Origin of the sequence: Paenibacillus xerothermodurans, from assembly GCF_002220865.2 — a bacterium.
GTDB classification, from domain to species: domain Bacteria; phylum Bacillota; class Bacilli; order Paenibacillales; family NBRC-103111; genus Paenibacillus_S; species Paenibacillus_S xerothermodurans.
In genome coordinates, this window is sequence record NZ_NHRJ02000020.1 from 1 (window position 1) to 24,550 (window position 24,550).

A 24,550-nucleotide genomic window follows, 5' to 3' on the forward strand; every position below is an offset into this window, starting at 1 on the left:
ACGACGAGGTTGATAGGTTCGGGGTGGAAGCACGGTAACGTGTGCAGCTGACGAATACTAATCGGTCGAGGGCTTATCCAACTTACTGTCATGCCAACACGCATGCACAGAGCAAGCGTTGCTCACGCTGTTGTTTCGGTTCTAGTTTTCAGGGTGCATGACGCAATCCGATGTGTGAGGAGCTGGCTTTAGCAGCACGGCTACCATCCGGGAACCTGAATGAAATGAATACGTTTGGTGATGATGGCGGAGGGGAACCACACGTTCCCATCTCGAACACGACCGTTAAGCCCTCCAGCGCCGATGGTACTTAGACCGCAGGGTCTTGGGAGAGTAGGACGTTGCCAAGCAAACAAACAAGCCGCTTTGGATGAATCCAAAGCGGTTTTTTTATATTTCCCTTCGAACGTTCATACCGTTGTGCGGGCACACGATGTGACTGTGCTTCTGCACGTGGGGCTGCGTGTGGTACGGGGGTTTAGCACTTGTTGCTTATTATGCTTCGTGGTTAATACAGGCACAAGCCATGATTCTGTTAGCAAACCCAGCAAACCGGACGTACGCTAGCGGAAACTGGTAACTGGCTAGGAAGTGAACGCCGGCTGCCTTAGGTTTTGTATAGCGGTTTCGATCCAGATGGATAATAAGCTGTAGCTAAGCATGGCTAGATCTGTAATACGAAGAGGAGATGACGAAAATGAGGCTTTGGATCTCATCGTTTGTTATAACTTTGCTGCTTATAGCAGAGTTGGCTGTCAGTGTCGAGGCGAGCGCAAGCACAGGTACGGCAGCTGCTATGTCCACTGGCGCTCCGGCCAGCGATGGCCGGAGCGCAGGCGCCGGCGTGGGCGCTGCGATGTCCTCAGGCCCGGCGCCGGGCGGTGGCACGAGCGCACGAGCAACCGTGGCATGCTCGGTGTCCGCTGGTCCGGCCGTGAGCAGTGACACGAGCGCACGCCCAACGACGGCCGCTACAATACTCTGTGCTCCGGACGTGAGCAGTGACATGAGCGCACGCCCGACAACGGCCGCCACAATGCTCTCTGCCCCGGCCGTCAGCACAGACACGCGTACGAGCGCACGCGCAACAACGACCACTGCAATGCTCTCTGGCCTGACCGTGAGCAGTGGCAAGACGTCAAGCACAGCAACAGCTGAGACGCCCGTGAGCCGAGCCTTGAGCATTGCCGCCTCAGTCAGCCGCATGTCGGCTGTCGCGGTTGACGAGGATTCATCGGACGTAGAGGCGCAATATCGGTCCGGCAGGGGGTCGTATCGCAACCCCGGTTTCAACCGTGGGGGCGTGAATAGAAATCCCGGCGCGCGCCAGCCCAACTATCCGCCGCGGGCCGGCGGTGGCTGGGGCGGCTTCTTTGGGGGAATCGCTCTCGGCACGGTACTTGGCACATTGTTTAACCCGTTTGCGTTTATGGGCTATGGCCCTGGTGCAGGGTCGCCGCTATCATTTATCGCGCTGTTATTTTGGGCTGGGGTCATCTATGTGATTTACCGGATCGTCCGACGGCCTAGAAAGCAGCTTCCGTAGAACATTGGGGGTACAACAATGGCCGCAGAACAAGCACCGCAGCGCAATGGCCGCAGAACAAGCGCCGTCGAACAACTGCCATCACTGCGCGTAGCAGGAGGTCCTGCCAGTTGATCTTCAAAAAAACCGGCGGCCGTGTGCCGGCGCAAGCGGAACGGCATTATAAACCGGGGCAGCATGACCCCGAGGTGCACAAACATCAGGTGCGCAAGCACGTACGGCGAGAGCCAAGGCTAGAAGCAGGCGCACAGGACAACGGTGACCCACAGCAAATGTACATACAGCGCCAGTAATCTTCGCAGCGGGCTATCACCATGGCACGTTATCCAATCCACGCAATCGATGGCTGAAAGCGCATTGCACCAGCGGCCGCCTTCTCTTTTAGATGAAAATACAAAAACGTCAATAGCATATACACAAACTCAATCATGATCATGCTAGCCGACAGTACGAACGGCCGACGGCGTGGCAGATCCCAGATGAAATACAGCGCTAGAACGGCCGCAAATGAGCACGGCATAAGCTAGCTATGGCTAACTCGCTGCAGCAGGCTGATACTGCTACACCGTCGAGTCCTCGGCTAATCGCTGCTGCCTCATCATAAGCTCACGCGTCCATTCGTGCAATTTAGTTCGATCATTTATATCGGCAGGGCAGGCGGGACAGATGAGCCTCGCATTTTCCTTATGGAGACCATCACTCGGAACACTGTACAAGCTAGTTTCATAAAAATATAGCAGCAACGTTTATATTGAGAGAATGCGGACAATACTGATAGAAAACAAGAATAGAGGTGAAAGTCCATGGGCGACGTGTTGCAGAGGCCTCTAACCCACAACTGCATCATCTGTGGTCAAAAGAAAGAGCACGGCATTATGATAATTACTGAGTTTATATGTGACGAATGTGAACACGAGATGGTACAAACAGATGTAAAGGATGCCAAATACTCGTTTTACATCCACCAAATGAAGCGAATCTTCTATAAAAAAGACGCGTAGACGGTCTATGAAAAAAATGCTCTCACCGGGCGGTTGGTGAGAGCATTTTTGTTTGTTACAATAGGATCAATATCTTTTTGATCAGCATCATAGGGAGAACAACGATATGAATAAATTTGAAGCTCCACTGTTTGACCGATTGGTCACGCACGCAAAAGGCGACAACATTAGTTTTCATGTTCCCGGTCATAAATCGGGCCGAGGCTTGGACGAGCCCGCCCTAGCCTATTATAAATCTTTACTTAAGCTAGATATGACGGAGATATCTGGTTTGGATGACCTTCACCATCCGGAAGAAGTAATTTTTGAAGCTCAACGCTTGGCGGCCGACTGTTTTGGCGCTGACGAAACATTTTTTCTAGTGAATGGCAGTACGGTGGGTAATTTGGCCATGATAATGAGTGTGTGCCGGAGAGGAGAACTGCTGCTGGTCCAACGGGATGTGCATAAATCAGTGATTCATGGTCTCATGCTGGCGGGTGCACGGGCGGTGTTTTTGAATCCCGAGATCGATCCGGTGAGCGGCGTAACCCTTGGGCTTAAGGCAGAGTCTGTTCGGCTGGCGCTGCACAAGTATCCTGAAGCCAAAGGTTTACTTGTGACACGCCCAAGCTATTATGGAACTGCCATGGCGTTAGAGCCGATAGCTGCGGTGCTGCACGAGCAGGATAAACTGCTTTTGGTGGACGAGGCGCATGGTGCCCATTTCGGATTTCATGCCGCCCTGCCGGTTTCTGCCCTGGCGTGTGGAGCGGATGCGGTAGTGCAATCTACACATAAACTGCTTACGTCTATGACGATGGGTGCCATGCTGCACGTTCAAGGTGATTTGATCGATCGCAAAGAAATTAAACGATTTTTAACAATGCTGCAGAGCTCGAGTCCTTCGTATCCGCTGATGGCCAGCCTGGATGTGAGCCGCCGGCAAATGCACACGCAAGGGGAAAAGCTGCTGTCCCAGGGTCTCGCGGTGGTACAGCAATTCAGGGACCGGATAAGTGCACTTCCCCGATTCGCTATAAAACAGCCTGTGGACGAACAGTATGGGGTGCGCCAGGATCCGTTTAAGGTAGTGATAGAAGACAGCTGTGGTCTGCTCAGCGGTTTTGAACTTAAGGATGCGTTGGAAAGTCGAGGATGTTACGTGGAATTGGCGGACCCCCGGGCAATACTGCTAGTCTTCAGTCTAGCTTCTAGCGCACAAGATGTGGAACGGCTGATAGCCGCCATGGAAGATATAATTTCGACCGATGTCGGGGCACAACACGTTACAGAGGGTACGCTCACCGCGCAGCATGGTTTTTCATCCTCTGCCCTGCCGGAAATATCCGAACCGGTGTTATTTGGCGAGTATGAATCTAAGCACAAAGGCAACGCCAGTTTGCCTCTGGACGAGGCGGTCGGTATGCTTTCCGCAGAAATGGTCGTGCCCTACCCGCCCGGCATTCCCGTGCTATGTCCTGGTGAACGGATTTCCGAAGACGTGGTGCGCTATCTGGCACAGCTCGTTGCGATGGGCGCCCGAGTGCATGGTCTTGTGCAAGGTGACATGACCATGCTTTCGGTGCTCATTGCAGTAAAGGACCAATAAGGTATACTAGATATAACAACGTGGGAGAGGGAGAAGTTGTAAGTGGAACGTGGTTGCTTTATTACATTTGAAGGCGGCGAGGGCGCAGGTAAAACAACGTTGATCGAGCGGTTGTCCGCGGATTGGACGCATGCAGGGCGCCAGGTTACTTTGACGAGGGAGCCGGGTGGCGTGGACATAGCGGAACAGATTCGCAATGTGATTCTCAACGTGGAAAATACACGCATGGACGGACGGACCGAAGCTCTGCTTTACGCAGCCGCGCGCCGGCAGCATTTGGTGGAGAAAGTGCTTCCTGCACTTGAGCGGGGGGAGATCGTGCTATGCGACCGGTTCATCGACAGCAGCTTGGCTTACCAGGGGCATGCCCGGGGGCTGGGTATTGATCAAGTGTATTCCATCAACCGGTTTGCCATCGATGATATGATGCCTGATGTGACTGTCTACCTGGACCTTCCGCCTGAGGTCGGACTAGCACGTATTAGCCGTGACGGGCAAAGAGAACAGAATCGTCTGGACGTGGAACAGCTCTCTTTTCATAGGCGGGTCCGGGAGGGTTACCTCAAATTGGCGGAGCAATTTTCAAATAGAATCGTGACGATTGATGCTTCCGGTGATTCGGACAACGTATATACCCGAATTAAATCACAATTGGAAATTAGGCTGCGGCTGGGCAGATAAGCACATTATTTGAATACATGGCGAAATGATTATTTTCCAGCGTTTTGAACAGGTTGGCAGATTTACTCATATACTAAGGCAAGCGCCTCACCGTGGGTGAAAATCCGGCCGAATATGTAATATTCTGCATACGCTTCTGGTCTGGCAGCAGGAATTGTGCTTAGGTTTGTCAAATTATTATGTAAACGCCTGAGCTCATTTTGCGTCGTTGAAGAACACGGTGAAGGCGCTCGTAGGCCATCGCACGAACGGCCTTACGGCGTTTACTAATGAAGAGGAGGCACTGCCATGAAATTAGTTGTTGCTGTTGTGCAGGACAAAGATAGCAATCGTCTGTCCAACGCCTTGGTGAAAGACGGCTTTCGGGCGACGAAGCTAGCTAGCACCGGCGGTTTTTTACGGGCTGGAAACACGACGTTCATGATCGGTATCGAAGATGACCGAGTGGAGGAAGTCATGCAGGTCATCCAAGCCAATTGTAAGATTCGTGAGCAAATGGTGACTCCAGTTTCTCCGATGGGCGGTACTACGGATTCGTACATTCCATTCCCTGTCGAGGTGCAGGTCGGCGGCGCGGCGGTGTTCGTTCTCCCAGTAGAGCGGTTTGAGCATTTTTAAATAAGAAAGGTTGGGACGCAGCGTGAAGATCAATCCGGGCTGGCGCCCTTTCGGCAAAGAAATTCAACGTGGCGATAACACAGTCTCACAGCAGCTGCAGAGCAAGTCTTTTTTAGATATGATGCAGCAGCAGGACGAAAGGGCGTCGCAGGAACAGCTGCAGCGTGTTTTGCAGCAGATTCACATGCAAGGCGACCGACTTGCCAGATCGATGACGGTGAGAGAACTGCACCAATACAAGCTGCTCGTGAAGCAGTTTTTGGAAGAGACAGCGCGCCGCGGCATTCAGCTGCGAGATACGCGGGGCTGGGACCGCCGGGGCCGCTCCAAGCGGTACAAGCTCCTCGAAGAAATCGACCGAGAGCTGTTGTCGATGGCCGACGATATGCTGGAAACCGAGCAGGGTCGTATCGAACTGCTGCAAAAAGTCGGTGACATCAGGGGGATGCTGATCAATTTCAGCTTTTGATAGACTAATCATCTCACAAGAGGTTTTTATATAAATAGGAAAGGATTAAACAGGACAACAATGTCTTTTCAATCCATACCAGGACAGGAACGCGTCAAACGTATTTTGCAAAACAGTCTTCGCACCGATAAAGTATCACATGCATACATTTTTTCAGGGCCGTCCGGTACGGGCCGCAGGGCGATGGCGAAGGTGTTTGCACAAGCCATTTACTGCAAGGTTCTTGCTGACGATGCCTGCGGCGAATGTCTGGATTGCCGCAAAGTCGAACATGGCAACCACCCGGATGTGCATTGGATTCGGCCTGATGGCGCATCGATCAAAATAGAGCAAATTCGGGAGCTACAAAAGCAGTTGTCATACCGGGCAGGCGCCTCGGGCGTGAAAATGTATGTGCTAGAAGATGCAGATAAAATGACAGTGCAAGCTGCCAACAGCTTACTCAAATTTTTGGAGGAGCCCTCCTCGCGCGTCGTGGCGGTTATGATATCGGATAACGGTCAAGCGTTGCTGCCGACGATCAGGTCGCGCGCGCAGTGGGTGCCTTTTGTGCCGCTGAGTCGGGAGTTGATGGTGCAGGCTCTTACCGGGGAAGGCCATTCGCCAGCGCTGATCCAAGCTGGAGTACGTTTAGCGGCAGGAACGGATGCGGCGCGGGATCTAATTCAGGGAAATGTGTTTGCAGAAATAAGAAATCTAGTGATACAATTAACAAAGGAAAGCGTGACCCGACTGCCTACTGCGCTGTTAACAGCACAGCAGAAACTGACCAAATCCGAGCTATCAGATCATCTTCCATTGTTTATGGATTTACTGATCTTATGGTTGAAAGATATGGTGAGCTTAAGTCTTGGGAACAGGAATGACCTGGTATATGCCGATCAGACGAACTGGATGGCCGGACAAGCCGGGTCTTATGATATGCAGCACTGGCTGAACTGCTTGGAGCAGGCGATCGAACTGCAAAAAAGACTTCGCTTTCATGCGAATGCTCAGCTGGTGCTTGAGAAGATGTTAATGCAACTGAAGGGGGTGTAAAATGTACTCGGTAGTTGGTGTACGCTTTAAAAAGGCGGGTAAAGTGTATTACTTTGATCCCATCGATTTGCCGGTGGATAAGGATAGTTCCGTCATTGTTGAAACGGCGCGGGGTATCGAATATGGCAGGGTCGTGATTGGTAAACGCACAGTGCAAGAGTCGGACGTTGTACTGCCGTTGAAAAAGGTAATTCGCATTGCGGATGAAACCGATGCGAAGCTGGTCGAGGATAACAAGACCGCGGCGAAGAACGCTTTCGCGCTATGTCAGGATAAAATCAAAGATCATCAGCTGAAGATGAAGCTGGTAGATGTTGAATATACATTTGATCGTAATAAAATTATTTTTTACTTCACGGCCGAGGGCCGGGTTGATTTTAGGGAATTGGTAAAAGATTTAGCGGGCGTGTTCCGCACAAGAATCGAGCTGCGACAAATCGGGGTGCGTGATGAGGCCAAAATGCTGGGCGGCATCGGACCGTGCGGTCGCATATTATGCTGTTCTTCGTTCTTAGGCGATTTTGAACCGGTATCGATCAAGATGGCTAAAGACCAAAACTTATCTTTAAATCCTACGAAAATTTCCGGGTTGTGCGGCCGGTTAATGTGCTGCTTGAAATATGAGCATGATAACTATGAAAGTGCTAAGGAAGATGTGCCAAGAGTGGGGAGCGACGTGATCACCTCATTGGGGAACGGCCGGGTCGTATCCTTAAACATCAGTCAACGCACTGCGAAGGTCCAGATTTATGAGTTGGGCAAAGTAATGGATCTTTCTTTTGACGACGTTGTAGCGCAGCATTAAGTTTCTGAGGTGAAGGTGTGGATAAACGAGATGTTTTTGTGCAGATCGATCAAATGGAAGAGCAAATGGGTGCGGTATACGCACAACTAGGCCAGATGAAGAGACAAATTGTCGAACTGCTGGAAGAGAACAAAAGGCTCAGCCTCGAAAATCAACAGCTGCACAAGCTGCTGAAGCAGGACAAGCAAGAACCTCAGTCGGATGCCGTGCCTCCAATGCCGATCACCGCAGCCCAAGCCAAAGAACAGAGCAGCGTGGGATATGACAATTTAGCCCGGCTGTACCATGAAGGCTTCCATATATGTAATGTGTATTATGGTCATTTGCGCACGGAGGGCGACTGTCTGTTCTGTATGTCATTTTTAAATAAATAGCGAGAATTAGGACAAACCATACCGGGCCGTAGAGAAGCGTTACTTCTCTGCGGTTTTTTTGGAGAAAAGGAAGCATTATAATATGGATAAAGTGTCATTACTGCCCAGCGAGAGGCTGGACGATTTATTGACAGAGGGCTTGAAAATTATTCAAAGCGATGAAGTATTCAGCTTTTCAATGGACGCTGTGCTGCTGGCTCGGTTTTGCCATATCCCGCAGAAGGGCCGCATCGTTGACCTATGCACCGGTAACGGTGTCATTCCGCTGCTGCTGACAACGAGGACGAAGGCGGCTATCACCGGCGTGGAGATCCAGGAACGGCTTGCAGATATGGCACAGCGGAATGTGGAGCTCAATGGGCTTGCGGAGCGGGTGAACATTTTGCATAGGGATCTGTGCGGTATCGAAAAGGAGCTTGGGCACGGCAGCTATGATGTCGTAACGGTCAACCCTCCTTACTTGCCTGTATCCCAGGGTGACCAGAACATGAACCAGCATTTCGCTGCGGCACGGCACGAGGTGTTTTGCACGCTGGAAGATGTTGTGCGGACCAGCAGTTGTCTGGTGCGCAGCGGCGGGAGGGTTGCGATGGTGCATCGTCCCAGCAGGATGGTTGACATTTTTTGCACGATGCGCGCTCACATGTTAGAACCCAAGCGTGTCCGTTATGTACACCCGCGTGCGGGAGAAGAAGCTAATATGGTTTTAATCGAGGCGCTGAAGGATGGCAAACCGGAACTAAGGACGCTTCCCCCGTTGATCGTATATAAAAATAAGACGGAGTATTGCGACGAGCTATTCGAGGTGTATTACGGCAAACGGACTGAGCTGATCGAGACGCCGGAATCGGGGGAATCGCTATGAACGTACAAAAGAGTTATGAACAAGACACTGGGGCCGGCAAGCTGTATCTGGTCGGCACCCCAATCGGCAATCTCGAGGATATTACGTTCCGGGCGCTGCGAACACTCAAAGAGGTGCATTGGATTGCAGCTGAAGACACGAGGCAAACACGCAAACTTTTGGCGCATTTCGATATTTCTACCCGGTTGATAAGCTACCATGAGCATAACAAGCACGCCAGCGGGCCTGAGCTCATCCGGCTGTTGCATTCTGGTGACTCTATAGCGCTTGTCAGCGACGCCGGGCTGCCTGCAATTTCCGACCCGGGCGCGGATTTGGTCAAACAGGCTGCCGATGAGGGCATTGATGTGATTCCTGTGCCAGGTGCTAATGCAGCTTTGTCGGCGCTGATCATGTCCGGGCTGCCCACGGATCGCTTCACGTTTCTCGGATTTTTACCCCGGGAAAGGAAGACTCTGCTGGAAGAGCTTCAGGCGCTGCAACAGCTGAAAGAGACGCTGATCTGCTATGAGTCACCGCACCGTGTGGTGAAAACATTGGCAGCGATGCTGCAGGTGTGGAACCCCGAACGCCGGATGTGCTTGGTGCGTGAGCTCACGAAGAAATATGAAGAAGCGGCGAGAGGAACGATACAAGAGTGCTATGACCTGCTGCAGGAGCACCCCCCGCAGGGCGAATACTGCTTGGTGGTAGAAGGTGTCACCGAGTCTGAACAGACGTCCGCCGCCGCTTGGTGGGAGGCGTTCGGGCTGGAGGAGCATGTCGAGCACTACATTGTTCAAGGCTGTAATCGAAAAGAAGCCATCAAACGGGCTGCGGCCGACCGTCAAATGCCTAAGCGTGAGCTGTACAATTATCTGCACAAGTAACTTGTTTCTTCTATTATATATGGCGTGTGGGTAAGTATCTGATATGCATGCCGTACGAGTAATTTCTGATACGGGCATATATGTGCTCACGGTTGGGCGCGCCCACGGCATAAGGGCCGTTCACCATTATCACATTAACCACGCGCTGCTAGGTTAATCCCAAGAGGGGTGCGGTGGGTTGAGGCTGCGCAGCGATGAATCCTTGCGCCCTCGCCGAACGTGCGAGGTGCGGTCGACGCCCGCTTTACAGGTGGATTACCTGCACCTGTATACTCAAGTCATGGAGTGACTATTTTTACCCCAGGTGAAATCCGCTCAACATATAAAAAAGACCCCTGATCCGCAGACAAGCTGCAAACCAGGGACATAGAGGAGATATGAAAAAGGTTAGAATTACCTTAGTAAAAATTGCTATCCTTATTATAACCTATTTTTTTTATTTTGTCACAGGTATTGGCATTTCAGATAAACATTCATGGCAAACAATTTTTCCTTTAAAATAGGATACGTTTTCAGCGTTGCCACAGAAGATACATGCAGGCTCATATTTCTTCAACATGATGCGTTCGCCATCCACGTATATTTCCAAGGCGTCTTTTTCGCCAATGCCCAAAGTGCGGCGCAATTCGATCGGAATCACCACACGGCCCAATTCGTCAACTTTTCTAACTATACCAGTAGATTTCATCATAAATAGAAGACTCCTCTCGGAAAATAAATCGCCATCGTTCGACATAATTCTTAGTATTATGATACCAACCATTCCCATAATAGTCAACCTGCTAAATGCTAATATAACACTAAAATTATGGAAATAAAGAAGATTCATAAAAGAGATGACATTACATAGGCGGATAAACCTTGTCAAATCAGCGTTTTATTCAATTGTACACGCACAAAGCAGAGGCAAAACGATAAGCGTCTACCATAAAATAAGTAACCAATGGTGCATTTTATGGAAGTTGTAATCCGATATAATTCGACAAATATTATACCATGTACGACGACCAATGTCGAAAACTAACCTCTGGGAGGGAAAATACAATGGCCAGCCCGCTAAAAGAAGAAAAAGTATTTAAAGATCCGGTGCACAAGTACATTTACGTACAGGATCAAATCATATGGGATCTAATCAACACCAAGGAGTTTCAACGACTGCGCCGGATTCGTCAGCTGGGTACATGCTTTCTGACATTTCACGGCGCCGAACACAGCCGGTTTTCCCATTCTCTCGGAGTATATGAGGTGACCCGAAAGATCATCTCGCAATTCGAACGCAACGGCTACGAGGGGTGGCCCCAGCAGGAGCGGCTGCTATGCCTATGTGCCGCATTGCTGCACGATGTCGGCCATGGCCCGTTTTCCCACTCGATTGAGAACACGTTCGGCACACATCACGAGGATTGGTCATGCCGCATCGTTCTCGGCGATACGGAAGTAAACCGGGTGCTTCGACAAGTTTCTTCCGAGTTTGCAGCCCAGGTCGCTGAAGTGATTTGTAAAACGTATCATCGTCAGATCGTCGTCAGCCTGGTCTCCAGCCAACTGGATGCCGACCGGATGGATTATCTGCTCCGGGACGCGTATTTCACCGGCGTGAACTACGGGACGTTTGATTTGGAACGTATTCTGCGTGTCATGCGGCCGTTTCAAGGGCACATTGTCGTCAAAGAAAGCGGAATGCACGCAGTCGAAGACTATCTCATGTCGCGTTATCAAATGTATTGGCAGGTTTACTTCCATCCTGTCACGAGAAGTGCAGATATCGTGCTGCACAAAGTGTTCCAACGTGCGAAGCAGCTGTATCAGGAAGAGTATGCTTTCGACTTCATGCTGCCGCCTCTCCTAAGCCTGTTCGATGGCTCCCTGACCACACATGAGTACCATTTGTTGGATGAAGCGTTCATGCAGACTGTCTTAACTCGATGGTCATATGAGCGGGATCCGATTTTGTCGGATCTGTGTTCGCGCTTTTTGAACCGACGGCTATTCAAATATGTACAACTGGAACATATGGACATGCTCCAAATCGGCCGGCTGAAGGAATTGATGCGCAGCATCGGCTTTGATCCGGATTACTATATAGAACTTGATTTCCCGTCTGATCTCTCGTACGATGTGTACCGTCCCGGCCAACAGGATGAAAAGCTGCCTATCCTTTTGCTTGACCACAAAGAGACGCTGACAGAGATTTCTCAGAAGTCTGAAATTGTCAAATCCATAAGCGGCATTCATATGGGAAAACACCATTTGTACTTTCCTGATGAACTGCTTGAGCGGCATCGTTCACAGCTTGTGTCACGTGACCTGCATCAACTGCTCGGTTCAGAATAGGAGTCACATACCAGAAATCCCGCAAAGGAGACAACTAAACATGCTCATAGACACCCACGCTCATCTCAACTCACCCGATTTCGATGAAGATCGACACGAGGTTATTAACCGCGCGATTGATAACGGAATCAGTCGAATTATTAATGTCGGTTTTAATAGGGAGACTATCCCCAGCTCGATTGCGCTGGCGGAACAATATGATTTTATTTATTCGACTGTCGGTTGGCATCCGGTGGACGCGAAAGATATGACCCCGCAAGATCTGGACTGGATCGAACAGCTGTGCAGCCATCCGAAGGTTGTCGCCATCGGGGAGATCGGCCTCGACTATTACTGGGACACCTCTCCGAAGGATGTACAGGCGCGTGTGTTCCGGGAACAGATTCGACTCGCGCGCAGAATGAACATGCCGATTGTGATACATAATCGTGACGCACACCATGATATCGTGCAAATCCTCCGGGAAGAAAAGGCAGACGAGGTAGGTGGTGTGATGCATTGTTTTTCCGGCAGTTGGGATACCGCTCGGATGTGTCTGGACATGAACTTCTATATCTCATTCGGAGGTCCGGTAACATTCAAAAATGCGAAGCAGCCCAAAGAGGTTCTGGCTAAGGTCCCGTTGGACCGCCTGCTGATTGAAACCGATGCGCCGTACTTGACTCCCCATCCGTTTAGGGGCAAACGCAACGAGACTGCGTATGTGAAATTAGTCGCAGAAACTGCAGCAGAAATCCGGGGCTTAACCCTTGAGGAATTGGCTCGCGTGACCACACAAAACGCAGTTACATTATTCGGGTTGCTTTAAATTAATAAGGGGGCGGGACAGCTCTTTTTTCGTCGAAAACACGATAATCAAAGAAATAGCATGATTCGGTACGATGTGCGGAGAAAGATACCGATTCATTGAATAAAATCAATGAGAATATTTCAAAACGGCTGAAAACAGATGTTTTTTGGTCGGTTTGTATACTTTACAACCACGTATCAGACAAAGTAAACTCAATATTAACTTAATACGGCTACCAATTTTTCCTTTCGCTGAGTTTCCATATGGGAAACGGGGGATCCGCAACGTAGCTTGGGCATTCTTTTCAATCAGCCTAAAGTTACATTTTCAGGGGTGAATCTTGAGCATGGGCCGGCTTTGAACGAAGGCCATTCTCAGGTAGGGCGACTCTCAAGTCCGAATCCGTCAGCTAACCTCGTAAGCGTCTAGAGAGAGGTAACGATTGTCGTGTACTTTATTTCACATCTTGTGTGAAATACATAAGTCACGGGAAGAGTCCTCTTTCCGCTGACTTTTTTTGTGTGCTCACGCCTTAACCGCATCAGTCGGGGACGAGGAAAACAAGAGGAGGAGGTGTCCACAGCACGCACGACGTACGATATGGAGCGAAAGTTGGGAGCCCTGAGTTGACAAACGAGAAGACAAAACTTAACCATAGTCGCGTCAGATGGAATCATGCGTAACACTCGACGGCGAGGCTTTGAAGGAGGACCGAACAAGTGGGAGCTATTCAACATGAGCAACCCCATGTAAGACGATCATCCAGCATGTCCTTCGCATTGCGATGGAAGCATGAAAAATTGCGTTTGATATCGATCAGTGCACTTATTTCAATCGCTATCGTTTTCATGTTTATGTTGTTGCTAAATTGGACGGCTACCAAAAAGGTAACCGTGGTGGTAAACGGAAAAGAATCGGCTATTCTCACGAAACAATCGGATTTGCAGAGCTTGTTGAATGAGCAAGGCATATCTGTCGCAGAGCATGACCGGGTGTCAGCAGCGCTGACCGATCAGCTCAAATCCGGTGACAGGATCACTATAGAACATACAAAGCCGGTACAGTTAACGGCTGATGGAGAGACGAAGACGGTACATACCGTCGCTGCAACCGTGGGAGAGGCACTGCAGGAATTACAGATACCCGTAGGTGAGCTCGATAAGGTGACACCGGCCGTAGACTCGGAGTTACCGTCGGGCAGTGCAATTCAAATCGTTCGAGTCAAGAAAGAAACAGAAGAGGCAACCGAACCGATTGCGTTTGATGTAGAGAAGAAAAACGACCCGCAGTTGTTGAAGGGTAAAGAGCAAGTTGTGCAAGAAGGCAAAGAAGGCGTGCTTCTGAAGACGAAGGAAAAAGTGTTCGAGGATGGCCAACTGGTGGCCGAGCAAGTCATCAGTGAAAAAGTACAGTCGGAGAGCGTGAAGAAAATAGTTGCTGTGGGATCGAAAAATCCGGTAGTGGCGCTGTCATCTTCCTCACCGGCAGTGAAAGATGTTTCAACAAGCGGTGTTAAATTCGGTGCAAAGCAGGTCATCAACAACGTTACATTGACCGCTTACACTGCGGGACCGGAGTCGACCGGCAAAAGCAAGTCCGATCCGGGTTATGGAGTAACATCCACAGGCACGAAAGTAACGGAAGGTCGAACAATTGCAGTGGACCCAAAGGTAATTCCATTGGGTTGGTGGGTTTACATCGAAGGGCTTGGATTTCGCAGGGCCGAAGACACCGGCGGTGCGGTGAAGGGGAACAAAATCGATGTGTATTTTAACAGCGACGATTATGCGACCCGCTTCGGTAGAAAACGTGGTTACACAGTATATGTGATTGGGCCAACAAAACCGGCAGTGGACTAAGGGCGTGCAATTGGGGTAGACTCTTTATATAGATCGACGGGAAGGAAGAGGAAAAAACCTCTTCTTTTTTCTGCTTTTTTTCGAAGGAAGGTAAGAACGTGATAAAAGAAATCATTGTAGTCGAAGGCAAAGATGATACCACAGCCATCAAACGTGCGGTCGAAGCGGAAACCATTGAAACCGGAGGCTCCGCGATTAATAAGGAAGTCATAAATAGGATCAAGCTGGCACAGCAGCGCAGGGGTGTTATTGTGTTCACCGACCCGGATCACGCCGGCGAGAGAATCCGTAAAATCATCAGCGCGCAGGTGCCGGGGTGCAAGCATGCATTTCTCACGCAGGAGGAGGCGACAAGCAAAGGGGATGTCGGGGTGGAGAACGCCACCGTTGAAACCATCCGCAAAGCTTTAGCCAACGTACGCACAGAATACGACATCGCGGACTCGGACATCGGCTGGGAGGATCTTATCGAGGCCGGATTGATCGTTCATCCGCGGGCAGCGGTCAGACGCATGATCATGGGCAGGATATTGGGAATTGGTTACTGCAATGGTAAGCAGTTCTATAAACGGTGCCGAATGTTTCAAATTACTAAGGATGAATTTACCGCTGCGTGCAAGCAGATGGACGAAGAAGAGGGCTAACTATGGATAAAATGAAACCAACTGAAATGGAAGATATAGCATCTCCAAGGCGTACGACTGAGCTGCTTAAGCGGCATGGTCTCGTGCTCAAAAAAAGCCTCGGTCAAAATTTCTTAGTGGATCCGAATATACTGCAAAAAATTGTAGCGGCGGCCGGACTAGACCGGAGTCGTGCTGTTTTAGAAATAGGCCCCGGCATAGGTGCTCTTACACAACAATTGGCTAAGCTAGCCGGCAAAGTCGTCGCGGTTGAGATCGATCAGCGGCTTCTGCCCCTGTTGAAAGAAACGCTGAGCGCATACCCACATGCCAGTGTTGTCCATGGCGATGTCCTCAAGGTCGATTTGCGCGGCTTGTTCGAAGAACAGTTTGAAAATTTCGAGCAGGTGAGCGTTGTTGCCAATCTGCCATATTACATTACAACTCCGATCATTATGAAATTGCTCGAGAAGAAGCTGCCCCTTGAATATATTGTAGTTATGATTCAGAAGGAAGTGGCCGACCGGATGTCGGCCAAGCCAGGTGGTAAGGATTACGGGAGTCTCAGCATTGCCGTGCAGTATTATTGTGAGCCAGAGATCGTCACAATAGTGCCGCACACCGTGTTTGTGCCGCAGCCGAATGTCGATTCAGCTGTGATTAAGCTCGCCGTCCGCAAGCAGCCGCCTGTGCAAGTTCAGGATGAAGAATTTTTCTTCGATGTCGTCCAAGCCTCTTTTGTACAGCGGAGGAAGACAATTTATAATAATTTGGCTGCCCGCTTTTTCAGCAAGGAGACGAAGAGTCAGCTGGAGCCGGTGCTGCGGCAGGCGGACATCGACCCGTCCCGCAGAGGCGAGACACTCTCCATGGGGGAATTCGCTAGGCTCAGTCACTGCCTGGCCGATGCCCTGAAGCGCGTGTAAGAGAACAAAATTCGAGTTGGGCGCTGCACCAAACGCCCATTCCAGCCATAGGATACACGAGGAGGCGATTTGCCCATGAAACAGGGAGACCTGGTTACTCGAAAATCCTATGGCGGCGACATCATATTTAAGATTCAGGATATCATACAGAGGAAAGCCGTGCTGCGCGGGGTGGATTATCGTCTGCTTGCCGATGCACCGCTGCATGATCTGAACATGGCGTCGCACTACGATCCTTATTTATTCGCCAGCGGCGGTGTGCAGCCGAAATGGATGGACGTCATGCGCAGAATGCCCGGTGGAGCGCACCATCAGTGGCTCATTCCGGTGACGAAGACCGCTGCCGGCGAGTATTTTGACATACCAGGCAAGGTGCTGCATCTCGATGGAGATCCCGCATATATGCGCAAATGCATGTCTCTCTACGCGGAGCTTCGCGTGCCTGCCGAAGGTTTTTATGTTGCGGAAGCCAACATGAGTGAGGCTCTGTATAGTCTGCTGCCGCAAGTTCAACCTGATATTGTCGTCATCACCGGGCATGACGGCATCCTGAAAAGCCGGCGCAACGGCGATATCAGCCAGCTGAGCAGCTACAAAAATTCACATAACTTTGTGAATGCAGTAAAAACGGCCAGACAATACGAGAAGAATAAAGACGCGCTCACTGTCATTGCGGGCGCCTGCCAATCTCATTTTGAGGCGCTGCTGCAGGCAGGGGCCAATTATGCGAGCTCGCCGGCCCGTGTGCTGATTCACGCTTTGGATCCGCTGTGCATTGCTGCAAAAGTGGCCTTCACACCAATAAAAGATACCGTGAACATTGTGGACATCATCGGATTGACTTACAGCGGCTTGGAAGGCATGGGAGGACTCGAATCCCGCGGCAGCTATCGCAGAGGAGCTCCGAACTACCAAAAAAAATAACACAGTATCAAGCGCCGTATGGTGCTTTTTCTTTTAATTGCGACAATTGTGTGAACAACGCGTAGTTTCACAAATGCCAACCGGGGGCAAATTAAGGAAAAATGGCGTTGACAATAGGTTTGCGAGGCTGATATAATATTTAACCCAATTTGACATACTACCTCTTATTGCGGTATACTTTATAGGGAAAGAGGTGGAATGGTCAATGGCTAAAAATGCGCTGTTGGAGATCAAACGTAGTTTGGAACCTCACGTCGGACAGAAAATCATGTTAAGAGCAAATGGTGGTCGCCGGAAAACGATCGAAAGATCCGGAGTCTTGGAGGAAACCTACCCTTCCGTTTTTATCGTCAAGTTGGATCAGGAGCAGAACGCATTTAAGCGCGTGTCTTACAGCTATGCTGACATATTGACGGAATCCGTGGAAGTCACGGTGTGCAATGATGAAGGGCAAGTGCGGATCACTATCGAACAATAGATTACATAAACGGCACACCTGAGCAGGGTGCCGTTTTTCGTTGCTCCAGCGTCCGCCGGTATGCTGCATGGGAAAGGTAACATCAGGGTACAATACACGTAGTACCTGAGGAGGAGGTTCACGTATGTCACGCAGAAGACGTCGTGGTGTCATGTCGGAGGAGTTCAAATACGAGCTTGCGAAAGACTTGGGGATTTACACGACTGTGCAACGTGAAGGCTGGGGAGGTATACGCACGAAGGATGCGGGCAACTTAGTGAGGCGAGCGATTCAAATCGCTGAGCAAACCGTAATGCGACAAGCGCAGCAACCACAGCGGCCGCCAGGGTATTAGAAATATTGCAAAAAAGCTAGAGCATGCCGGGAGGCAGCTTTAGCTTTTTTTTGTCACAAGTTTGGTATAGTATAGGGAATAGAACTCGCTCAGGGGTTATTTTGGTCGCTCTTTGTGACCGCCTGCGAAGCAATACAGCTGCAAAGAAGGTGTCGTATGAAGGTGTTAGAGAAAGCGCCCGCCAAGATCAATTTACTATTGGATGTGCTGCACAAACGGGAGGATGGCTATCACGAAGTTGAAATGATCATGACAATGGTTGATTTGGCTGACCGCATAGAAATGCAAGAGCTCCCGCGCGATACGATCATCATTTCCAGTCAAGCCGGCTACATTCCGTTAGATGAAAAGAACCTGGCGTTTCAAGCGGCAAAATTGATTAAGGATCGTTATGATGTGAAACAAGGGGTCTATATACATTTGGATAAAAAAATACCGGTAGCTGCTGGACTCGCCGGGGGAAGCAGTGACGCCGCAGCGACATTGCGCGGGTTGAACCGGCTGTGGAAACTCGGTATTCCCACACGCGAGCTCGAGAGCTTGGGGGCCGAGCTCGGATCGGACGTGCCGTTCTGCGTCACGGGCGGAACCGCCGTTGCTCGCGGCCGAGGCGAACAACTGCAGCCGATTGATTCCCCGCCGCAATGTTGGGTCATATTGGCAAAACCGCCCATCAACGTGTCAACTGCCGATGTGTACGGCCGGCTGCGCGCCGGTGAAATACAGCAGCATCCGTCGACGGAGGCCATGTTGGAGGCGATCCGGCTGAAGCGCTTCGACCTGGTCTGTGAGCGCCTGGGGAATGTATTGGAACAGGTAACGCTCGATATGTACCCCGAAGTAAAGCAGCTCAAGGAGTGCATGCTGCGGCTTGGAGCGGACGGCGTATTAATGTCTGGCAGCGGCCCGACAGTATTTGGTTTGGTTTCCAAAGAAGCCAAGGTCGCAAGAATCTATAACGGGCTTCGCGGTTTTTGCAAGGATGTATTTGCTGTGCGATTGTTGACTTAGCAGGTGTGGACTCGGGCCGAAGACACACAACTTGATAAAACACGTATAAAAATGGTATATTCTCTACATATTATTCGGGTTTTCGGTAGACCTTAAGAAGAGGGGGTGTTTGGATGAAAAAGTTGAAAAGAAGCGCAAGGCTGGTTGAGATGACGCAATACCTACTTTTTCGCCCCCATACACTCATTCCTTTAACCACATTTGCAGACCGCTACAATTCAGCCAAATCATCGATCAGTGAAGATTTAGCTATTATTAAGGAAGTGTTTGAGGAGGAAGGGCTGGGCGAGCTTAACACGTTGGCCGGGGCAGCCGGCGGGGTGAAGTTCATTCCCAAAGTGGCGAAATCGGAGTCCCTCAGGTTCATCCAGGGTCTATGTAAGGAACTGGAGCAGCCGGAACGTATACTACCAGGCGGTTATCTGTACATGTCGGATATTATGGGCAAGCCGTCGGTTTTAAATGAAGCGGGGAAAATGTTTGCAACGGCATTTTCCGCCCAGGAGATTGATGTAGTCATGACAGTAGAAACCAAAGGTATTCCCCTGGCCTACGCAACCGCTTCCTATCTGAATCTGCCGGTGGTGATCGTGCGGCGAGACAATAAAGTCACCGAGGGTTCCGCCGTGAGTATCAATTACGTAACAGGCTCCAACAAACGGATTCAGACGATGTCGTTGTCCCGTCGGGCGTTGAAGGAAGAATCACGGGTATTGATTATCGACGATTTCATGCGCGTGGGCGGTACCGTGCAAGGGATGATGGATTTGCTCAAGGAGTTCAGGGCCACGGTGCAAGGGGTTGGCGTTTTAGTCGAGTCCGGAGAGGTAGAGGAACATTTGGTGGAGGATTACGTGTCGTTGGCGAAGCTGTCCGCTGTCGACCCGAAAACAAAGCAGATTACCGTAGAGCCAGGCAATTATTTTTCCAAGGAGAGTGACCTATCATGACTTTCAAAACAATCGCAACCAATCAGGCTCCGGCCGCTATCGGCCCATACTCGCAGGCTGTGCAATATGGCAGTCTGCTTTTCACATCCGGACAAATTCCGCTCGGTTTGGACGGGCAAGTTGTGCCGGGCGGTATTGAGGAGCAAACCCATCAGGTATTTCGAAATCTGGAAGCTGTTTTGGCTGCGGCAGGCGCGGATTTTGCAAGCGTAATCAAAGCGACCGTCTTTATCAAGGATATGACCCAATTCGCAGAGGTCAACGAGATATATGCATCGTACTTTGGGGACCATAAACCAGCCCGTTCTACCGTCGAAGTAGCCCGTTTACCTAAGGATGTGCTTGTCGAAATTGAGCTAATTGCACGGATTGATGTCGAATAATGGTATTTTGATCAAATATTTATTAAAAAGTAGAAAAAGTACATATAGAAAGAAGGATTTTGCGCCAAAATGTGGAATTTGTAGAGCAAGACTTCAGGATGGAAAAAGGTGGTGAACTTAGTGCAAATTACAGACGTGAGACTCCGTCGGGTTAACTCCGAAGGAAGAATGAAAGCCATTGCTTCCATTACCATCGACAACGAATTTGTGGTTCATGACATTCGTGTAATTGACGGTAATAACGGCATGTTCGTGGCTATGCCAAGCAAACGCACTCCGGATGGGGAGTTTAGGGATATCGCGCATCCCATTTCCTCTTCTACCCGTGAAAAGATCCAGGCGGCAGTCTTGGCCGAATACGACCGTGCAGCGACGGAAGAAGAAGTGATCGTTGAGGGTGCATAAGGAATTGGATGTGAGGGAGCTGACTGCGGGCTCTCTTTTCTTTTTGCATAATTTCGTTTATATTGGGTGCAGGGCGTGCTCTTACTCAAATGCTACATAGTCGCAAACAGCTGTCATAGATTGGCGTGCGTATGTTTTGGCTTACGTGAGACCGTTTCGGGCCCAGCCCCCAGAAGTGGATGAATTCCAACGAAGGGGTCTAGAGACTACTAAAAAAGTGGGATAAAGGAGTGGGCATTTTTTGAATATCATGGGGATTGTACTTGCCGCTGGGCAGGGAAAACGGATGAAATCCAAGCTGTATAAAGTTCTTCATCCGGTTGGCGGCAAGCCGATGGTAGGCCATGTCATTGATGCGCTAGAACAGATAGACACACAGAGAACCGTAGTGGTAGTAGGACACGGAGCCGACGCAGTGAAAGCGTATCTCGGGGACCGTGTTGAATATGCTATGCAGGAGCAGCAGTTAGGTACAGGCCATGCGGTGCTTCAGGCGGAAGCCCTGCTGGGCCAAGAGGATGGCCTGACCGTTCTTTTATATGGAGATACACCGCTTATCACTAGCAATTCATTGCGGCAAATGATCGAGCTGCACCGCGAGAAGGGAGCGGCGGCAACTGTGATGACGGCAATCATGGACGATCCCACAGGGCTAGGCCGCATTATCCGTGACGAACAGGGCCGTGTTTCGCGCATCGTGGAGCAGAAGGACTGCAGTTCTGAAGAGCGTGAGATCAAAGAAATTAATTCAGGTATGTACTGCTTCTCTAATCGCAAATTGTTCGATGCCCTGAGCAAGGTGACGAACAACAACGCTCAGAATGAATACTACGTGACGGACGTGGTCGGGATTTTAGTTAACCAAGGTGAAGTGGTTGAAGCGTATTGCACGCCCGATGCGATTGACACGTTCGGAGTAAACGACCGCGTGGCTCTGTCCGAAGCTGAGAGGATCATGCGTGCCCGCATCAACAAACAGCAAATGATCAACGGCGTGACATTGATCGACCCTGCGAACACTTACATTGACGCGGACGTACGGATCGGCAGCGATACGGTCATTCTCCCGGGTACGGTCATCAAAGGGAAAACGGTAATAGGAGAAAATTGCGTGATCGGACCAAACACGGAGATTACTGACAGTACACTAGGCAGTAATATCCAGGTAAAGCAATCGGTATTGTTGGAGGCAGTTGTTGGGGACAGCTCCACAATCGGGCCGTTTGCATATCTGCGTCCAGGTGCAGAGCTCGGCCACAGCGTGAAAATCGGTGATTTTGTTGAAATCAAAAATGCTAAGCTGGCGGATGACGTGAAGGTGTCTCACTTGAGCTATATCGGTGATGCAGTGGTCGGCAAAAATGTTAACTTTGGCTGCGGCGCAATCACGGTGAACTACGATGGGTTCAACAAGCAGCTGACCGAGGTAGCGGACGATGCATTTATCGGCAGCAATGTGAATTTGATCGCTCCCGTGAAAGTCGGCAAAGGAGCTTATGTGGTCGCCGGCTCGACAATCACTAACGATGTGAACGCTGACGATCTCGCGATCGCCAGGGAGCGGCAGATTAATAAGCCGGGCTACGCAGCGCAATTGCGGGACAAATTCCGCGCGAAAAAGGAACAGTCGAAGCAAAGCTAGCTGTTTGACTCTCTCTCATTTTGGGTAAATTGATATATGGGGCACTACCACCTGTTATTCGGTTTGCGAAAATGAAGGAGGTCTAACCTATAATGGCAACGACTATGAAAGCAGAAGAACGCAAGAACGGAACAAACGCATCACGCAGAGGGCTGCGCGAGAGTGGGAAGATTCCGGCCGTTATTTACGGCAGCAAAATCGAGAGTCTGCCTATCGCGATAGAGGAGAGGGAGTTACTCTCTGTGCTGCGCACAAATCCACACGCGATCATTGAACTGGATGTGCCGCAAATGGGCAAGCAGCCTGTGATGATTAACGAGGTCCAGCGTGACACGATCAACAAAAATGTGATTCACGTAGATTTTCATCAAATAGATATGGACGAGCCGGTATCTGCCGCGGTGCGCTTGGAATACGTGGGCGACCCTGCGGGAGTGAAGGCCGGAGGTGTTCTTCAAATACAACACCATGAGGTGGAGGTTCGCTGCCTGCCGAAGAATATGCCTGCGGCAATCGAGGTAGACATCAGCCATCTGGAGGTTGGGATGAACATTCTGGTCTCCGAGCTCAAGGTGCCAGATGGCGTCGAGGTAAGAACGGACGAGAATGACGTGCTTGCCACGGTGTTGGCTCCTACGAAAGCCGCTGAAGATGCGGAGGCGGCTCCTGAGGCCGAGGCGGAAGCGAGCAGCTGACAGAGAGTTGCCACCGCAGCCGGCGGCCAGGATGTAATAACCAGCGGCAATCTTCGCTACTGCCGCATATCTTGTCGAGGAGCGTATCGGACGCGAATTCCGGTGCGCTCCTTTTGTCGCGTTCAACAAATTTTGTTTTTATTCTGCTTTGGAAGAGGAGAAGTTCAGCGTGAAATGGTTCGTGGGCTTGGGAAATCCCGGCACTCAATATCAATCCACAAGACATAACATCGGCTTTATGGCCATTGACCGGTTTGCGGAAAAACACGGCATTAAGGTCACACAGAGCAAGTGCAAAGCGCTGGTTGGGGAAGGGCATGTGAATGGCACAAAAGTATACTTGATAAAGCCTATGACCTATATGAATTTATCCGGCGAATCTATACGGGCATTTATGGACTTTTACAAAGCATCGATCGACGATTTGGTCGTCATTTATGATGATTTGGATACCCCATTCGGTCAAATAAGGCTGCGCTATCAAGGCAGCGCCGGAGGCCACAATGGAATCAAATCCACGATTCAGCACCTTGGCACGCAATCGTTTAACCGTATTCGAATGGGCATCAGCAGACCGGCCCCCGGGCACAATATAGCGGATTACGTGTTATCTTCTTTTTCCAAGGAAGAGTTCAAGACTATGCCTAAGGTGCTGGAAACCACCTGCGACGCGATGGAATATTCTCTCGACCAGCCGTTTGAGAAGACAATGGCGAAATTTAACGGATAATGGATAACGCCGGCATCACACCTCCCCGCCCCTTGGCTAAAATTCTCTTGCCCTGGGCATAATGGTTGAAAAGGAGGGGTGCGTTGTGGCTGTCACTTACGAATGCCGGCATTGCCAGTCGATGATAGGTCGGCTCCAGCAGCAGTACGCCAATGAGGATCTGCTCGGGTTCCGTTTCTTGACCCCCGAGGAGCGTCAGAGTATAATATCGTATAACCCGAATGGGGATGTAACCGTAAAAGTAATATGTGATTACTGCAAAGAAGCGTTGGATAACAATCCGGAGCTTTCGCTTCTCACCAGCCCGCTGCAATAAGCGCAAATTGTATGGATAACCGCCTAGGCTAGAAAGTCTAGGTTATTTTTGAGTGTTTCGAGCATCTGGCTCGGATAAAAAGTGCGTATACGGAGATGTTAGGCGCAAAGCATAGGGGCCTCACCTCGTATGGTGGAGCTCCTTTACACGTGTTCACACCTCCGAGAAGGCGCGCAGCGGGCTAAGTTGACCGGCGTTTACCAGGCACGAGAGCCGGCCGCCGCTGGAATCGTAATTGTATTCGAGAGAGGAACATGTTTCCGTTTATTTTCTCGTGATAGATGTGCAGAGTA

30 protein-coding genes, 2 rRNA genes and 1 riboswitch are annotated in these 24,550 nt (G+C 50.4%); of the genes, 30 read left to right on the top strand and 2 right to left on the bottom strand.

Going from position 1 to position 24,550, the window contains the following annotated elements:
* Both CBW46_RS19585 and rrf read left to right on the top strand, forming a co-directional pair.
* Positions 1-81: ribosomal RNA gene (locus tag CBW46_RS19585) — 23S ribosomal RNA — on the top strand; the annotation flags it as partial.
* A gap of 152 nt (positions 82-233) precedes the next feature.
* A 5S ribosomal RNA gene (rrf, locus tag CBW46_RS19590) occupies positions 234-350 on the top strand.
* Between the two features lie 304 nt (positions 351-654).
* Here the strand turns inward: rrf and CBW46_RS21070 are convergent.
* Positions 655-1,185 (bottom strand): hypothetical protein, encoded by a 531-nt coding sequence (locus CBW46_RS21070; RefSeq protein WP_165842384.1) that lies wholly within the window; start codon positions 1,183-1,185, stop codon positions 655-657.
* Here CBW46_RS21070 and CBW46_RS21075 point away from each other — a divergent pair.
* The 12 genes from CBW46_RS21075 to rsmI all read left to right on the top strand — a co-directional run bounded on the left by CBW46_RS21075 (position 1,178) and on the right by rsmI (position 9,857).
* Positions 1,178-1,546 carry a hypothetical protein gene (locus CBW46_RS21075; RefSeq protein WP_165842383.1) on the top strand — a complete coding sequence of 123 codons (369 nt, stop codon included), beginning with the start codon at positions 1,178-1,180 and terminating at the stop codon, positions 1,544-1,546. The two genes, CBW46_RS21070 and CBW46_RS21075, sit on opposite strands and share 8 nt — an antisense overlap.
* A 110-nt stretch (positions 1,547-1,656) precedes the next feature.
* On the top strand, positions 1,657-1,839 hold the full coding sequence (locus tag CBW46_RS19600; RefSeq protein ID WP_089201654.1) for a hypothetical protein: 183 nt from the start codon (positions 1,657-1,659) through the stop codon (positions 1,837-1,839).
* Positions 1,840-2,349: 510 nt separating this feature from the next.
* Entirely contained in the window at positions 2,350-2,547 is a 198-nt protein-coding gene (locus tag CBW46_RS19605; protein ID WP_089201655.1) for a sigma factor G inhibitor Gin, read from the top strand.
* A 106-nt stretch (positions 2,548-2,653) separates the two neighbouring features.
* A complete protein-coding gene (locus CBW46_RS19610; protein WP_089201656.1) occupies positions 2,654-4,138 on the top strand; it encodes an aminotransferase class I/II-fold pyridoxal phosphate-dependent enzyme in 1,485 nt (494 codons plus the stop codon).
* Positions 4,139-4,180: 42 nt separating this feature from the next.
* A complete protein-coding gene (gene tmk, locus CBW46_RS19615) occupies positions 4,181-4,819 on the top strand; it encodes a dTMP kinase (RefSeq protein WP_089201657.1) in 639 nt (212 codons plus the stop codon).
* Between the two features lie 288 nt (positions 4,820-5,107).
* Positions 5,108-5,437, top strand: coding sequence for a cyclic-di-AMP receptor (locus CBW46_RS19620; protein WP_089201658.1), 330 nt, complete (start codon positions 5,108-5,110; stop codon positions 5,435-5,437).
* Between the two features lie 22 nt (positions 5,438-5,459).
* Positions 5,460-5,906, top strand: a complete 447-nt coding sequence (locus CBW46_RS19625) for a YaaR family protein (protein WP_089201659.1) — start codon at positions 5,460-5,462, stop codon at positions 5,904-5,906.
* 60 nt (positions 5,907-5,966) lie between these two features.
* Entirely contained in the window at positions 5,967-6,944 is a 978-nt protein-coding gene (gene holB, locus CBW46_RS19630) for a DNA polymerase III subunit delta' (protein WP_089201660.1), read from the top strand.
* 1 nt (position 6,945) lies between these two features.
* Complete coding sequence (locus CBW46_RS19635) at positions 6,946-7,749, top strand: PSP1 domain-containing protein (protein ID WP_089201661.1); 804 nt, start codon at positions 6,946-6,948, stop codon at positions 7,747-7,749.
* Positions 7,750-7,766: 17 nt separating this feature from the next.
* A complete protein-coding gene (yabA, locus tag CBW46_RS19640) occupies positions 7,767-8,123 on the top strand; it encodes a DNA replication initiation control protein YabA (RefSeq protein WP_089201662.1) in 357 nt (118 codons plus the stop codon).
* An 82-nt stretch (positions 8,124-8,205) separates the two neighbouring features.
* Positions 8,206-8,988, top strand: coding sequence for a tRNA1(Val) (adenine(37)-N6)-methyltransferase (locus tag CBW46_RS19645; protein WP_089201663.1), 783 nt, complete (start codon positions 8,206-8,208; stop codon positions 8,986-8,988).
* Positions 8,985-9,857: a 16S rRNA (cytidine(1402)-2'-O)-methyltransferase gene (gene rsmI, locus CBW46_RS19650; RefSeq protein ID WP_089201664.1), complete on the top strand. Its 873-nt coding sequence runs from the start codon at positions 8,985-8,987 to the stop codon at positions 9,855-9,857. Before CBW46_RS19645 ends, rsmI begins: the two co-directional genes overlap by 4 nt.
* A gap of 436 nt (positions 9,858-10,293) precedes the next feature.
* On the opposite strand, the gene CBW46_RS19655 is transcribed toward rsmI, so the two are convergent.
* A complete protein-coding gene (locus CBW46_RS19655; protein ID WP_010501678.1) occupies positions 10,294-10,548 on the bottom strand; it encodes an AbrB/MazE/SpoVT family DNA-binding domain-containing protein in 255 nt (84 codons plus the stop codon).
* A gap of 353 nt (positions 10,549-10,901) precedes the next feature.
* Here CBW46_RS19655 and CBW46_RS19660 point away from each other — a divergent pair, with 353 nt between their 5' ends.
* From CBW46_RS19660 to fin, 16 genes are all read left to right on the top strand, one after another.
* The gene (locus CBW46_RS19660) at positions 10,902-12,191 is read left to right on the top strand and encodes an HD domain-containing protein (RefSeq protein ID WP_089201665.1); all 1,290 of its coding nucleotides are present in this window, start codon (positions 10,902-10,904) and stop codon (positions 12,189-12,191) included.
* 40 nt (positions 12,192-12,231) lie between these two features.
* A complete protein-coding gene (locus CBW46_RS19665) occupies positions 12,232-12,999 on the top strand; it encodes a TatD family hydrolase (RefSeq protein ID WP_089201666.1) in 768 nt (255 codons plus the stop codon).
* A gap of 221 nt (positions 13,000-13,220) precedes the next feature.
* Positions 13,221-13,421: riboswitch (cyclic di-AMP (ydaO/yuaA leader) on the top strand.
* 279 nt (positions 13,422-13,700) lie between these two features.
* Positions 13,701-14,840, top strand: a complete 1,140-nt coding sequence (locus tag CBW46_RS19670; protein ID WP_089201667.1) for a 3D domain-containing protein — start codon at positions 13,701-13,703, stop codon at positions 14,838-14,840.
* Positions 14,841-14,938: 98 nt separating this feature from the next.
* Positions 14,939-15,484: a ribonuclease M5 gene (rnmV, locus tag CBW46_RS19675; RefSeq protein ID WP_089201668.1), complete on the top strand. Its 546-nt coding sequence runs from the start codon at positions 14,939-14,941 to the stop codon at positions 15,482-15,484.
* Positions 15,485-15,486: 2 nt separating this feature from the next.
* Positions 15,487-16,389, top strand: a complete 903-nt coding sequence (gene rsmA / locus CBW46_RS19680; RefSeq protein WP_089201669.1) for a 16S rRNA (adenine(1518)-N(6)/adenine(1519)-N(6))-dimethyltransferase RsmA — start codon at positions 15,487-15,489, stop codon at positions 16,387-16,389.
* A 75-nt stretch (positions 16,390-16,464) separates the two neighbouring features.
* The gene (gene yabG / locus CBW46_RS19685) at positions 16,465-17,313 is read left to right on the top strand and encodes a sporulation peptidase YabG (protein ID WP_089201670.1); all 849 of its coding nucleotides are present in this window, start codon (positions 16,465-16,467) and stop codon (positions 17,311-17,313) included.
* Positions 17,314-17,518: 205 nt separating this feature from the next.
* A complete protein-coding gene (gene veg / locus CBW46_RS19690; protein ID WP_089201671.1) occupies positions 17,519-17,791 on the top strand; it encodes a biofilm formation stimulator Veg in 273 nt (90 codons plus the stop codon).
* Positions 17,792-17,915: 124 nt separating this feature from the next.
* Complete coding sequence (locus CBW46_RS19695) at positions 17,916-18,125, top strand: small, acid-soluble spore protein, alpha/beta type (RefSeq protein ID WP_089201672.1); 210 nt, start codon at positions 17,916-17,918, stop codon at positions 18,123-18,125.
* 156 nt (positions 18,126-18,281) lie between these two features.
* A complete protein-coding gene (gene ispE, locus CBW46_RS19700) occupies positions 18,282-19,136 on the top strand; it encodes a 4-(cytidine 5'-diphospho)-2-C-methyl-D-erythritol kinase (RefSeq protein ID WP_089201673.1) in 855 nt (284 codons plus the stop codon).
* A 113-nt stretch (positions 19,137-19,249) separates the two neighbouring features.
* The gene (gene purR, locus CBW46_RS19705) at positions 19,250-20,086 is read left to right on the top strand and encodes a pur operon repressor (RefSeq protein WP_089201674.1); all 837 of its coding nucleotides are present in this window, start codon (positions 19,250-19,252) and stop codon (positions 20,084-20,086) included.
* Complete coding sequence (locus CBW46_RS19710; RefSeq protein ID WP_165842385.1) at positions 20,083-20,469, top strand: RidA family protein; 387 nt, start codon at positions 20,083-20,085, stop codon at positions 20,467-20,469. Before purR ends, CBW46_RS19710 begins: the two co-directional genes overlap by 4 nt.
* A gap of 120 nt (positions 20,470-20,589) precedes the next feature.
* Positions 20,590-20,874 carry a septation regulator SpoVG gene (gene spoVG, locus CBW46_RS19715; protein ID WP_089201676.1) on the top strand — a complete coding sequence of 95 codons (285 nt, stop codon included), beginning with the start codon at positions 20,590-20,592 and terminating at the stop codon, positions 20,872-20,874.
* Positions 20,875-21,115: 241 nt separating this feature from the next.
* Positions 21,116-22,516 carry a bifunctional UDP-N-acetylglucosamine diphosphorylase/glucosamine-1-phosphate N-acetyltransferase GlmU gene (glmU, locus tag CBW46_RS19720; RefSeq protein WP_089201677.1) on the top strand — a complete coding sequence of 467 codons (1,401 nt, stop codon included), beginning with the start codon at positions 21,116-21,118 and terminating at the stop codon, positions 22,514-22,516.
* 92 nt (positions 22,517-22,608) lie between these two features.
* The gene (locus CBW46_RS19725; protein WP_089201678.1) at positions 22,609-23,211 is read left to right on the top strand and encodes a 50S ribosomal protein L25; all 603 of its coding nucleotides are present in this window, start codon (positions 22,609-22,611) and stop codon (positions 23,209-23,211) included.
* 169 nt (positions 23,212-23,380) lie between these two features.
* Positions 23,381-23,941, top strand: coding sequence for an aminoacyl-tRNA hydrolase (pth, locus tag CBW46_RS19730; RefSeq protein WP_089201679.1), 561 nt, complete (start codon positions 23,381-23,383; stop codon positions 23,939-23,941).
* Between the two features lie 85 nt (positions 23,942-24,026).
* Complete coding sequence (gene fin / locus CBW46_RS19735) at positions 24,027-24,257, top strand: anti-sigma-F factor Fin (RefSeq protein WP_089201680.1); 231 nt, start codon at positions 24,027-24,029, stop codon at positions 24,255-24,257.
* Positions 24,258-24,550 lie beyond the last annotated feature (293 nt).

Excerpts from the sequence above, each read along its gene's own strand:
- CBW46_RS21070 (WP_165842384.1), bottom strand. The coding sequence starts at position 1,185 with ATGCTCAAGGCTCGGCTCACGGGCGTCTCAGCTGTTGCTGTGCTTGAC.
- CBW46_RS19605 (WP_089201655.1), top strand. The coding sequence starts at position 2,350 with ATGGGCGACGTGTTGCAGAGGCCTCTAACCCACAACTGCATCATCTGT.
- CBW46_RS19610 (WP_089201656.1), top strand. The coding sequence starts at position 2,654 with ATGAATAAATTTGAAGCTCCACTGTTTGACCGATTGGTCACGCACGCA.
- CBW46_RS19620 (WP_089201658.1), top strand. The coding sequence starts at position 5,108 with ATGAAATTAGTTGTTGCTGTTGTGCAGGACAAAGATAGCAATCGTCTG.
- holB (WP_089201660.1), top strand. The coding sequence starts at position 5,967 with ATGTCTTTTCAATCCATACCAGGACAGGAACGCGTCAAACGTATTTTG.
- CBW46_RS19635 (WP_089201661.1), top strand. The coding sequence starts at position 6,946 with ATGTACTCGGTAGTTGGTGTACGCTTTAAAAAGGCGGGTAAAGTGTAT.
- CBW46_RS19645 (WP_089201663.1), top strand. The coding sequence starts at position 8,206 with ATGGATAAAGTGTCATTACTGCCCAGCGAGAGGCTGGACGATTTATTG.
- rsmI (WP_089201664.1), top strand. The coding sequence starts at position 8,985 with ATGAACGTACAAAAGAGTTATGAACAAGACACTGGGGCCGGCAAGCTG.
- CBW46_RS19655 (WP_010501678.1), bottom strand. The coding sequence starts at position 10,548 with ATGATGAAATCTACTGGTATAGTTAGAAAAGTTGACGAATTGGGCCGT.
- CBW46_RS19660 (WP_089201665.1), top strand. The coding sequence starts at position 10,902 with ATGGCCAGCCCGCTAAAAGAAGAAAAAGTATTTAAAGATCCGGTGCAC.
- CBW46_RS19665 (WP_089201666.1), top strand. The coding sequence starts at position 12,232 with ATGCTCATAGACACCCACGCTCATCTCAACTCACCCGATTTCGATGAA.
- rsmA (WP_089201669.1), top strand. The coding sequence starts at position 15,487 with ATGGATAAAATGAAACCAACTGAAATGGAAGATATAGCATCTCCAAGG.
- yabG (WP_089201670.1), top strand. The coding sequence starts at position 16,465 with ATGAAACAGGGAGACCTGGTTACTCGAAAATCCTATGGCGGCGACATC.
- veg (WP_089201671.1), top strand. The coding sequence starts at position 17,519 with ATGGCTAAAAATGCGCTGTTGGAGATCAAACGTAGTTTGGAACCTCAC.
- CBW46_RS19695 (WP_089201672.1), top strand. The coding sequence starts at position 17,916 with ATGTCACGCAGAAGACGTCGTGGTGTCATGTCGGAGGAGTTCAAATAC.
- ispE (WP_089201673.1), top strand. The coding sequence starts at position 18,282 with ATGAAGGTGTTAGAGAAAGCGCCCGCCAAGATCAATTTACTATTGGAT.
- purR (WP_089201674.1), top strand. The coding sequence starts at position 19,250 with ATGAAAAAGTTGAAAAGAAGCGCAAGGCTGGTTGAGATGACGCAATAC.
- CBW46_RS19710 (WP_165842385.1), top strand. The coding sequence starts at position 20,083 with ATGACTTTCAAAACAATCGCAACCAATCAGGCTCCGGCCGCTATCGGC.
- CBW46_RS19725 (WP_089201678.1), top strand. The coding sequence starts at position 22,609 with ATGGCAACGACTATGAAAGCAGAAGAACGCAAGAACGGAACAAACGCA.